12 protein-coding genes are annotated in these 11263 nt (G+C 61.2%); 4 read left to right on the top strand and 8 right to left on the bottom strand.

The window, feature by feature from the left end:
* Positions 1–164 precede the first annotated feature (164 nt).
* The 4 genes from E1K68_RS06215 to cmoB are packed head-to-tail and all read left to right on the top strand — an operon-like array spanning position 165 to position 2945.
* Entirely contained in the window at positions 165–554 is a 390-nt protein-coding gene (locus E1K68_RS06215) for a protease inhibitor I42 family protein (protein WP_003188871.1), read from the top strand.
* A gap of 1 nt (position 555) precedes the next feature.
* Complete coding sequence (locus E1K68_RS06210) at positions 556–1212, top strand: lysoplasmalogenase (protein WP_212613875.1); 657 nt, start codon at positions 556–558, stop codon at positions 1210–1212.
* A 36-nt stretch (positions 1213–1248) separates the two neighbouring features.
* A complete protein-coding gene (gene cmoA, locus E1K68_RS06205; RefSeq protein ID WP_120248712.1) occupies positions 1249–1992 on the top strand; it encodes a carboxy-S-adenosyl-L-methionine synthase CmoA in 744 nt (247 codons plus the stop codon).
* Complete coding sequence (gene cmoB, locus E1K68_RS06200; protein WP_212613874.1) at positions 1989–2945, top strand: tRNA 5-methoxyuridine(34)/uridine 5-oxyacetic acid(34) synthase CmoB; 957 nt, start codon at positions 1989–1991, stop codon at positions 2943–2945. The genes cmoA and cmoB overlap by 4 nt, the downstream gene beginning before the upstream one ends.
* A 117-nt stretch (positions 2946–3062) precedes the next feature.
* Here cmoB and tadA read toward each other — a convergent pair whose 3' ends face one another.
* From tadA to lepA, 8 genes are all read right to left on the bottom strand, one after another.
* On the bottom strand, positions 3063–3554 hold the full coding sequence (gene tadA, locus E1K68_RS06195; protein WP_003188863.1) for a tRNA adenosine(34) deaminase TadA: 492 nt from the start codon (positions 3552–3554) through the stop codon (positions 3063–3065).
* Complete coding sequence (locus E1K68_RS06190; protein ID WP_003188861.1) at positions 3554–4936, bottom strand: multicopper oxidase family protein; 1383 nt, start codon at positions 4934–4936, stop codon at positions 3554–3556. Before E1K68_RS06190 ends, tadA begins: the two co-directional genes overlap by 1 nt.
* A 224-nt stretch (positions 4937–5160) precedes the next feature.
* Complete coding sequence (gene pdxJ / locus E1K68_RS06185) at positions 5161–5904, bottom strand: pyridoxine 5'-phosphate synthase (protein WP_003188860.1); 744 nt, start codon at positions 5902–5904, stop codon at positions 5161–5163.
* 51 nt (positions 5905–5955) lie between these two features.
* Positions 5956–6642, bottom strand: a complete 687-nt coding sequence (gene recO / locus E1K68_RS06180; protein ID WP_003188859.1) for a DNA repair protein RecO — start codon at positions 6640–6642, stop codon at positions 5956–5958.
* Positions 6643–6796: 154 nt separating this feature from the next.
* Positions 6797–7699 carry a GTPase Era gene (gene era, locus E1K68_RS06175; protein WP_003188857.1) on the bottom strand — a complete coding sequence of 301 codons (903 nt, stop codon included), beginning with the start codon at positions 7697–7699 and terminating at the stop codon, positions 6797–6799.
* A complete protein-coding gene (rnc, locus tag E1K68_RS06170; protein ID WP_003188856.1) occupies positions 7692–8381 on the bottom strand; it encodes a ribonuclease III in 690 nt (229 codons plus the stop codon). Before rnc ends, era begins: the two co-directional genes overlap by 8 nt.
* 144 nt (positions 8382–8525) lie before the next feature.
* Positions 8526–9380 carry a signal peptidase I gene (gene lepB, locus E1K68_RS06165; protein ID WP_003188855.1) on the bottom strand — a complete coding sequence of 285 codons (855 nt, stop codon included), beginning with the start codon at positions 9378–9380 and terminating at the stop codon, positions 8526–8528.
* A gap of 5 nt (positions 9381–9385) precedes the next feature.
* Entirely contained in the window at positions 9386–11185 is a 1800-nt protein-coding gene (gene lepA / locus E1K68_RS06160; RefSeq protein WP_003188853.1) for a translation elongation factor 4, read from the bottom strand.
* Positions 11186–11263: the final 78 nt, after the last annotated feature.

Genomic DNA, 11263 nt, shown 5'->3' with positions numbered 1-11263 from the left:
CAAGCCCGGCTCCCACAGGGATCGGTGTTGTTAATGACAACGCGGTCAAGTGTGGGAGCGGGCTTCCCCGCGATGGCGCCAGCCGCCACACCGCATGCCCTCTTGTCACACCTTGTCTCATCTTCGGTTATGCTCCCCCTTCGTCGTGTATTAACGGAGCCTTCATGACCGCTGCCCGCCTGTTTCTCCCCTTGAGCCTTGCCCTGCTGGCCGGATGCGCCAGTGCCCCCAAGCAAAACGTCAGCGTGGACAACCAGAGCGCCTGCCCGCTCCAGCTTGAAAACGGGCAAAACCTGATCCTCACCCTGCCCAGCAATCCCACCACCGGCTATCGCTGGGCCATCCAGGATTCCGCTGGCGGCGTGTTGCGCGCCTTGAGCCCTGAGGTCTACAGCAGCACCGAATCCGGCGTGATTGGCGGTGGCGGCCAGTCCACCTGGCGCTTCCAGGCGTTTGCCCCAGGGCAAGGGCGTTTGCGCCTGACATCCCAGCAACCTTGGGAGCCGGAGGCCGAACCTGTCGAAACCTTTGACTGCGCCATTACGGTGAACTGATATGCCATGGCTGATCCTTGCCTTGATGGGCGCCGGCACCTTTGTCTACGGCCTGGCGACCCATGCAACGCTGCTGTGCCTGCTGGTCAAGCCGCTGCCGGTGCTGGCGCTGCTGGGTTGGCTGCATGACGCGCCGCCCACCGAGTATCGACGCTGGATCAGCCTGGGCTTGATTTTTTCCGTGGGGGGCGACGTGTTGCTCGCCTGGCCAGGCGACCTGTTTATCTTTGGCCTGGGCGCGTTTCTGTTCGCACATCTGGCCTATCTCAAAGCCTATTTCAGTGACTGTCGGCGCTTGGCGCTGCTGCCGCTGGTGCTGGCCCTCGGCGTTGGCGCAATCTTGCTGAGCATCTTGATAGCCCACGGCCTCGGTGAGCTGTTGATACCGGTGGTGGTTTACGCACTGGTGATCAGCGCCATGCTCTGGCGGGCGTTGGCGCGACTGGGCAGCGAGGTGCCCAAACGTTCGGCGTGGCTGGCAGCAGCGGGTGCGCTGTCGTTTGTGGTTTCCGACGCGCTGATCGGCATCAACCGGTTTGTGCTGGCGTTCGAGGCGGCGCCGTATTTACTGATCGCCACCTACTGGCTCGGGCAGTGGGGCATCACCGCCTCGGCTTTCCATCAGACAACCCGCGCATCCGAGGACCAACTTGGCTAAAATGCCGGCCTTTCCCCCATCGTCGCCGGAACAGCCGTGAGCAAAGAACCCGATCGCCTATTCGCCCAGCCCCTGCCCCAGGTGCCGGACTTCGCCTTTAACGAGGATGTGGTGCGGGTGTTCCCGGACATGATCAAGCGCTCGGTGCCGGGTTACCCCACAATCGTCGAAAACCTCGGCGTGCTGGCCGCGCAATTTGCCCAGCCCCACAGCGTGCTGTATGACCTGGGCTCTTCCCTGGGTGCCGTGACCCAAGCCCTGCGCCGCCATGTACGCACCGAGGGTTGCCGGGTGATCGCCGTGGATAACTCCGCCGCGATGGTCGAGCGCTGCCGCGAATACCTCAATGGCCAGGATTCGATGTTCCAGGAGTTGCTGCCCGTGGAGGTGATCGAGGGCGATATCCTCGCCTTGCAATTCAAGCCCGCCTCGGTGGTGGCGCTAAACTTCACCCTGCAATTTATCGCCCCAAAGGAGCGCCTGGCGTTGCTGGGGCGCATTCGCCAGGCGCTGCTGCCGGGCGGGGCGTTGATCCTGTCGGAAAAGCTGCGCTTTAACGATGTTGAAGAACACGCGCTGCTGACCGACCTGCATATCGCCTTCAAGCGCGCCAACGGCTACAGCGAACTGGAAATCGCCCAGAAGCGCAGCGCCATCGAAAACGTCATGAAGCCCGACAGCCTCGAAGAACACCGCGAACGCCTGCTGGCGGCCGGGTTCTCGAAAGTCGTGCCGTGGTTCCAGTGTCTTAACTTTGCCTCGTTGATTGCCTTGCCATGATTGATTTGTCCCCCCTCGCCCGCCACCTGGTCGGCACTCCCCTGGCCGTGTGGGCCCAGGGCCTGCAAGCGCAGCTCGATAGCAAGATGGAAAAGGGTCATGGCGACCTGGAGCGCTGGCAGAGTGCGTTGGATGCACTGCCGAAGATCCAGCCCAGTGAAGTCGACCTGCTCAACGGCCTGGTGCTGGACACCGATTGCGACGACGCCACCCGTGAGCAAATGCACACCGCCTTGATGGGCCTGAGCCCTTGGCGCAAAGGCCCGTTCCATCTGTTCGGCGTGCATGTGGACACCGAGTGGCGTTCGGACTGGAAGTGGTCGCGGGTCGCGCCGCACCTGAACCTCAAAGGCAAGCGCATCCTCGATGTGGGCTGCGGCAACGGCTACTACATGTGGCGCATGCTCGGCGCCGGGGCCGACAGCGTGATTGGCGTGGACCCCAACTGGTTGTTCTTCTGCCAGTTCCAGGCGGTGCAGCGCTACCTGGCTGAGCCCAAAGCCTGGCACCTGCCGTTCCCGTTCGAAGACTTGCCGGCGAACCTGGAAGGCTTTGACACCGTATTTTCCATGGGCGTGTTCTACCACCGCCGCTCGCCCATCGAGCATTTGCTGGCGTTGAAAGACACCCTGGTCAAGGGCGGCGAGCTGGTGTTGGAAACATTGGTGGTGGAGGGCGATCAACAGCAAGTGCTGGTGCCGGAAGACCGTTACGCCCAGATGCGCAACGTGTGGTTCCTGCCGTCGGTGCCGGCGTTGATGCTATGGCTGCGCCGGGCCGGTTTCAGTGATGTGCGGTGCGTGGATGTGAGCGTGACCACGGTTGAGGAACAGCGTGGGACGCAGTGGATGAAGTATCAGTCGCTGAGTGATTTTCTGGATCCTGAGGATCACAGCAAGACCATTGAAGGGCTGCCGGCGCCGATGCGGGCGGTGATTATCGCTCGCAAATAACACCACTATGATCGTTCCCACGCTCTGCGTGGGAATGCCTCTTGTGACGCTCTGCGTCACGCTTTGGGACGCAGAGCGTCCTGTGCTGCGTTCCCACGCAGAGCGTGGGAACGATCATCACGGTTTAGCTCGTCGGGCTTTGAAGAACTCGCTCAAGACAGCCCCACACTCCTCGGCCAATACCCCGCCTTCAAACAACACCCGATGGTTAAGAAAACCCTGGGTAAAAAACTGCCCCTGGCTTTGCACGATGCCCGCCTTCGGCTCCAGCGCGCCATACACCACCCGCGCAATCCGCGAATGCACGATCAAACCCGCGCACATGCTGCACGGTTCCAGCGTCACGTACAGCGTGCTGCCCACCAGCCGATAGTTGCTGATCGCTTGCGCAGCGGCGCGGATCGCGACCATTTCGGCATGGGCACTGGGGTCGTTGCCGCTGATGGGGCAGTTGAACCCGCGGCCGATGATTTCACCGTCCTGCACCAGCACGGCACCCACCGGCACTTCGCCCAATGCAGCGCCTTGAGCGGCGAGCGCCAGGGCTTCGCGCATAAAGTCCTGGTCGCGGCTGCGGTCGATAATCGCGGCGGGGCGAATCTGGCGCATCACGCCACCTCGATGGCGGCCATCAGGCCGGTTTCCATGTGGTCGATCACATGGCAATGGAACATCCACACCCCGGGGTTATCCGCCACCAAGGCCACGCGGGCGCGTTCGTTCTTGCCCAGCAGGTAGGTGTCGGTGAAATACGGGATCACCTTGTGGCGGTTGGACGCGAGCACCTTGAAGCTCATGCCGTGCAGGTGGATCGGGTGCTGGTACTGGGTCATGTTCTTCAATTCGAAAATGTAGCTCTTGCCCTTTTCCAGCTTGGCAATCGGGCGGTCGGCGCAGGTCTTGTCGGTGATGTCCCAGGCCTGGCCGTTGATCTGCCACAGGCTCGGCGGCTTGCCGTTTTCGACATTGACCGACACCGAGCCGACCCATTCGAAATTAAAGTTGAGCTTCTCGGCATTGGCCAAGTCTGGCTCGGCAACCGGGTTGGCCGGCAATGCCGGCGGCCATGCGGTAGGCGCGTCGGTATTGGCGACCGAGCGGAAGGTGCCAAGGCGCACCGGGCCGTTGCGCAGCGACAGCTCTTCGCCCGCCGGCGGCGCCTTGATCGCCAGGCAAATGCGCATGCCCGGGCCCAGCCAATATTCCTTGCCCAGCGGGCGCGGCTCGATGGGGTTGCCGTCCAGGGCGTAGATCTGCGCTTCGACGCCAGGAATATTGAGACGATAAGTCAGGGTGTTATCGAGGTTGAGCAGGCGCACGCGGGTGATTTGCCCAGCCGGCAGCTCGATCACCGCCTGGGGCACGCCGTTGATGGTGGAGAGGCGCCCGGCCGTGCCGCCACGCGCTGCTTCACGGGGGATGCTGAATTCGACAAACTCGCCCTCTTCGTCGATGTGCCAGTTCTTTAGGCTCAAGGTGCGTTCGTACTTGAAGCCGGTGGGTTCGCGCTCTTCCACGATCAACGGGCCGACCAGGCCACGGCCAAGTTCTTCGCTGCTGCTGACATGGGGGTGATACCAGTAACTGCCGGCATCGGGCACGCGGAATTTGTAGTCGAAGTATTCGCCAGGCAGCACCGGTAATTGCGAGACGTAGGGCACGCCGTCCATTTCCAGCGGCAGGCGGATGCCGTGCCAGTGGATCGTAGTGGCGACTGGCAGATGATTGATAAAGCGCACCCGCAGCCATTCGCCCTGGCGCACCCGCAACTCGGTGCCTGGCGCCGAAGGGCCGAACGCCCAGGCCTGAGTCTTGTGCCCCGGCACCAACTCTACGTCCAGGGGCGCGGCGATCAACTCGTAATCGTGCCCGGCCTCGGACTCAGCGACTTTCCCCAGCCAGTAGCGGTAGCCACCGCCGGCACCGACGCCTACTACGGCCAGGCCAGCAAGACCACCCAGGATTTGTCGACGGGAAAAGGATCGGGACACAACAACCTCGCGTATCTGCCGCAGGCCAAGGGCCCGCAAAGGGCTGATACGATACACCTGCGTCGGCTAAACAGTAAGGCTTCGCATTGCCGCATGCCAAAAACACGACGGCTCATCCTGTGGGAGCTGGCTTGCCTGCGATCGCGGTGGGCCTGCTACGAATGCGTCAACTGACACTCCGCTATCGCAGGCAAGCCAGCTCCCACATTGATCTTCATTGTTTATTAATGTTTGGCAGCGGCCAGGATCAGGGCTTTCATCTCGGCCACCGCGCCTTTGAAACCGACGAACAACGCGTGGGCCACCAGGGCATGGCCGATGTTCAGCTCGTTGATACCTTTGATTGCGGCCACGGCCTCGACGTTGTGGTAATGCAAGCCATGGCCGGCATTGACGATCAAGCCTTCGTTGAGCCCGCAGTTCACGCCGTCGATGATGCGTTGCAGTTCGTCGGCCACTTCGGTCGGCGTGGTGGCATCGGCGTAGCGACCGGTGTGCAGTTCGATGGCCGGCGCACCCACACGGCGGGAGGCTTCGATCTGGCGTTCGTCGGCGTCGATAAACAGCGAGACTTCACTGCCGATCCGCGACAGGCGCTCCACCGCAGCCTTGATCCGTGCTTCCTGGCCGGCGACGTCGAGGCCGCCTTCGGTGGTCAACTCCTGGCGGGTTTCCGGTACCAGGCAGATATGCGCCGGGCGGATGCGCTCGGCGAACGCCATCATTTCTTCAGTGACGCCCATTTCGAAGTTCATGCGGGTTTGCAGCACGTCCTTGAGCAGCAGCACGTCGCGCTCCTGGATGTGGCGGCGGTCTTCGCGCAGGTGCACGGTGATGCCGTCGGCACCCGCTTCTTCGGCGTCCAGCGCGGCCTTGACCGGGTCAGGGTAACGGGTGCCCCGGGCCTGGCGCAGGGTGGCGACGTGGTCGATGTTGACGCCAAGAAGAATGCGATTGCTGGTGGTCACGGAAGCGCTCCTGAAAAGGGAAAGAATCGGTGCACAGCATACACGGGGATGTCAGGGCTTTCGAAACAACTCGCGACTGACCAGTGGCCGCCCGCCCAGATGCACGGCCAGGGCCTGGCGCATCAGGCGCTTGGCAGCAGACAGCGCACCGGGAGCGTGCCAGTCGGCTTCGCTCATGGCCAGCAGTTCGGTGCCCTGAAACAGGCCGGGCTGCAGCAGGTACACACGTTCAAGCCCGGCATCGACCTGCAGGCGATACATGCCATCGGCGGCGATGGGCTCGCCGTGCAGGTCGTTGGCCAGTTCGAAGCCGTAGCCAAGGTCGTCGAGCAAGCGCCATTCGAAGGCGCGTAGCAGCGGTTCCAGGGGGCGGCCCTCAGCGAGGGCAAGCAAGGTGGCAGCGTAGTGATCGAAGACCGCGGGGTGCGGGTCTTCGGCGGGCAACAGGCGAATCAGCAGTTCATTGAGGTAAAGGCCGCTGAACAGCGCATCGCCATTCAGCCAGGCCGAGGTGCCGACGCTTTCCAGGCGGCCGACGTTTTTCAGCTCGCCCTTGCCGCGAAACTCCACGTCCAGCGCCACGAACGGCCGCGCCAACGTGCCCGCCTTACCGCGCGCGCTGCGCAAGACGGCGCGCAGGCGGCCTTGGGGCGTGAGGAAGTCCACCAGCGCGCTGGTTTCGCGGTAGGCGCGGCTGTGCAGGACGTAGGCGGGTTGGCTGGGGGGGGAGGCGGACATGAGGCTCTCTCGCAGAACGTGAAACAGCGTCGATCCAATGTGGGAGCGGGCTTGCCCGCGATGGCGGCGTCACAGTCAACATCTCTGCTGAATGTTACATCCTCATCGCGGGCACGCCCGCTCCCACAAGGTTTTGCAGTGTGTTCGAGACCCGTTACAGGTCGCCATAGCCCAGGGAGCGCAACGCACGCTCATCATCGGACCAGCCACCCTTAACCTTCACCCACAGGTTGAGCATGATCTTGGAGTCGAACAGCAGCTCCATGTCCTTGCGCGCTTCGGTACCGATACGCTTGATACGCTCGCCCTTGTCGCCAATGATGATTTTCTTCTGGCCGTCACGTTCGACGAGGATCAGCGCATGGATATGCAAGGTCTTGCCCTGCTGCTTGAACTCTTCGATTTCGACGGTGATCTGGTACGGCAGCTCGGCGCCCATCTGGCGCATGATTTTCTCGCGGACCAGTTCGGCGGCGAGGAAGCGGCTGCTGCGGTCGGTGATCTGGTCTTCCGGGAAGAAGTGCTCGTTCTCCGGCAGGTGCTCGGCGATCACGCGCTCCAGGGCTTCCAGGTTATGACCGTGCTGGGCCGAGATCGGGATGATCTGGGCGTTCGGCAGTTGCTCCTGCAGCCAGCTCAGGTGTGGCATCAGCTCGGCTTTGTCTTCGATACGGTCGGTCTTGTTCAGCGCGACGATCAACGGGCCGGTCACGTATTGCACACGCTCGAGGACCATCTGGTCTTCGTCGGTCCACTTGGTGCGGTCGACTACAAAGATCACCACGTCGACGTCTTTCAACGCGGCCGAGGCGGTCTTGTTCATGTAGCGGTTCAGGGCTTTCTCGCCACCTTTGTGCATACCTGGGGTATCGACATACACCGCTTGCACGTGGCCTTCGGTCTTGATGCCCAGCATGTTGTGGCGGGTGGTCTGGGGCTTGCGCGAGGTGATCGCGAGCTTCTGGCCGAGAATGTGGTTGAGCAGCGTGGACTTGCCCACGTTCGGGCGGCCGACGATGGCAACATAGCCACAGCGTGTTGCGGTTGAATCAGTCATGGCCATTCTCCACGCCCAGGGCAATCAGTGCTGCAGCGGCCGCTACCTGTTCGGCAATACGACGGCTCACACCCTGACCTCGGCTTTTTTCGTTCAATAAGGTGATTTCACATTCCACGAAGAACACCCGGCAATGGGGCTCGCCCTGGATATCCACCACTTCGTAGCGTGGCAGTTCGCAACCGCGGGACTGCAAGTACTCTTGCAGGCGGGTCTTGGGATCCTTGTTGGTATCGACCAGCGTCAGGCTTTCGATTTCCGAGGCCAGCCAGGCGACCACGCGCTCCTTGGCCGTCTCCATGCCTGCATCAAGGTAGATCGCACCGATCAAGGCTTCCAGGGCATCAGCCAGGATTGACTCGCGACGGAAACCGCCGCTTTTCAACTCGCCGGAACCCAGCCGCAGGTACTCGCCCAGGCCGAAGCCTCGGGCCAGCACGGCCAGGGTCTCGCCTTTTACAAGGCGTGCGCGCAGGCGTGAAAGCTGGCCTTCTCGCGCTTGGGGGAAACGCTCGAACAGCGCCTCGCCGGCGGCGAAATTGAGGATAGCGTCACCGAGGAATTCCAGGCGCTCGTTATTGCGCCCTGCAAAGCTGCGGTGTGTGAGGGCAAGGACCATCAATTCCTGGTCCTTGAAGGTGTAGCCGAGCTGACGCTCGAGACGACTTAGAGAAACGGTCACGGTTTATCCATATCTAGTTGATGGCACCGGCGGCCATCGACGATTGACGCAGTGTTCAAATTCAAATCCTGATGGGTACCGGGCATCGGAAAATGTCCAAGCCCCAGAAAAGCATTCGGCGCTGTGTTCACAGCGCCGCTTGTATTACTTGATCAGCCCGACCCGCGAGAAGTTCGGCAGGTGGCTGAGCTTGGGTTCCGGCCAACTCATCCAGACCGCGAAGGCTTTGCCGACAATGTTTTCGTCGGGCACCATGCCCAGCAGGTCTTTGGGAATGTTGGGGTCATCCCAGTAGCGGCTGTCGTTGGAGTTGTCGCGGTTGTCGCCCATCATGAAGTAGTGCCCGGCAGGCACTTTCCACTGGCCATCCGGCATCGCACGGTAGCGGCTCATTTCCTTGCGGATTTGGTGCTCCACCGCGCCGAGTTTTTCCTGGTACAGCTCGGCGCTGCCCAGGGTGTTCGGCTCGGCGCCCAGCAGCTTCTCGGCCACCGACTCACCGTTGATGAACAGGCGCTTGTCACTGGTGTAGCGCACCACGTCGCCCGGCAGGCCGACCACACGCTTGATGTAGTTGACGTTCGGGTCGCTTGGGTAGCGGAACACCATCACATCGCCGCGCTGCGGGTCACCCACGGGGATGACTTTCTTGTCGATCACCGGCAGACGAATGCCGTAGGAAAACTTGTTCACCAGGATGAAGTCGCCCACGTCCAGGGTCGGTTTCATCGACCCCGAAGGGATCTGGAACGGCTCTACCAGAAACGAGCGCAGCACCAGCACGATGAACAACACCGGAAAGAACGACTTGCCGTACTCAACCAGCAAGGGCTCTTTGTTCAGCTTTTCGACCACCACCGCATCGGGCTGGCTGACGCTGCCCTGATAGGAAGCGATGGCCGCCCGACGTCGCGGGGCGAAGAACACCAGATCGAGCAACGCCAGGAGACCACAGACGGCAACGGCAATGACCAGCAACAGCGGGAAATTTAGTGACATAGGACCTAACTATCCAACCTGAGCACCGCAAGGAAGGCTTCTTGTGGAACTTCCACGTTGCCTACTTGCTTCATGCGTTTTTTACCGGCCTTTTGCTTCTCAAGCAGCTTGCGCTTACGGCTTACGTCACCGCCGTAGCATTTGGCCAGTACGTTCTTTCTGAGAGCCTTGACGGAGGTCCGTGCAATGATCTGCCCGCCAATGGCGGCCTGGATCGCGACGTCGAACATCTGGCGCGGAATCAGTTCTTTCATCTTCTCGGTCAGTTGGCGACCTTTGTAGTGCGCGTTGTCCTTGTGCACGATCAGTGCCAGGGCATCTACCTTGTCGCCGTTGATCAGCACATCCAGTTTCACCAGATTAGCCGATTGGTAACGATCGAAATGGTAGTCCAGCGAAGCATAGCCGCGACTGGTGGACTTGAGACGGTCGAAGAAGTCCAGGACCACTTCGTTCATCGGCATATCGTAGGTCACTTGTACCTGGGTACCGAGAAACAGCATGTCGCGCTGCACGCCACGCTTTTCGATGCACAGGGTAATGACGTTGCCCAAGTGTTCCTGCGGTACCAGGATATTGGCCCGCACGATCGGCTCGCGCATGTCTTCAATGGCCGACAGGTCCGGGAGCTTGGAGGGGTTGTCGACGTAAATCGTTTCACCGGTTTTGAGCAGCAACTCGAAAATAACGGTGGGTGCGGTGGTGATCAGGTCCAGGTCGTATTCGCGCTCAAGGCGCTCCTGGATGATCTCCATGTGCAGCATGCCCAGGAACCCGCAACGGAAACCGAAGCCCAGGGCGTCGGAGCTTTCCGGGGTGTACTGCAACGACGAGTCGTTGAGGGTCAGTTTTTGCAGGGCTTCGCGGAAATCTTCGAAGTCATCGGAGCTGACCGGGAACAGGCCGGCGTAGACCTGTGGCTGGATGCGCTTGAAGCCGGGCAGCACGTCGACGTCTGGCGTGGAGCTCAGGGTCAGGGTATCACCCACTGGCGCACCGTGAATGTCCTTGATACCGGCGATGATGAAGCCTACTTCACCGGCTTTCAGATCAACGGTGGCAGTGTGCTTGGGGTTGAATACACCGACGCTGTCCACCAGGTGGATCTTGCCGGTGGACTTGACCAGGATCTTGTCGCCCTTCTTCACACGGCCATGGCGCACGCGTACCAGGGAAACAACGCCCAGGTAGTTGTCGAACCAGGAGTCGATGATCAACGCTTGCAGCGGATCTTCGTAGTTGCCGGTCGGCGCGGGAATGGTGTGCACCAGGCGTTCGAGCACTTCGTCGACACCCAGGCCGGTCTTGGCGCTGCAGGTGACGGCGTCGGTAGCGTCGATGCCGATGATCTTCTCGATCTCTTCCTTGACGCGCTCAGGCTCGGCCTGGGGCAGGTCGATCTTGTTGAGCACGGGCATGACTTCCAGGCCCTGCTCGATCGCGGTGTAGCAGTTGGCAACCGACTGCGCCTCGACGCCCTGGCCGGCATCGACCACCAGCAACGCACCTTCACAGGCCGCCAGCGAACGGCTGACTTCGTAGGTGAAGTCAACGTGGCCTGGGGTGTCAATGAAGTTCAGTTGGTAAGTGATGCCGTCTTTGGCCTTGTAGTACAGCGTGACGCTGTGGGCCTTGATGGTGATCCCGCGCTCGCGTTCGAGGTCCATGGAATCCAGTACCTGGGCTTCCATTTCACGCTCGGCAAGGCCGCCGCACATCTGGATAAATCGATCGGCCAGCGTCGACTTGCCATGGTCAATGTGGGCGATGATGGAGAAATTGCGGATATGACTCAAATCACTCACGGATCAACACTCAAAAAGGCTGCAGGCAGATTGCCCGCTGAAAAATAGCCGGGAATTGTACCTGATGCTCAGGCCAGA

The organism is Pseudomonas sp. B2021, assembly GCF_018135665.1.
GTDB classification, from domain to species: Bacteria; Pseudomonadota; Gammaproteobacteria; order Pseudomonadales; family Pseudomonadaceae; genus Aquipseudomonas; species Aquipseudomonas lactis.
This window is presented reverse-complemented; position numbering and strand designations above follow the sequence as displayed.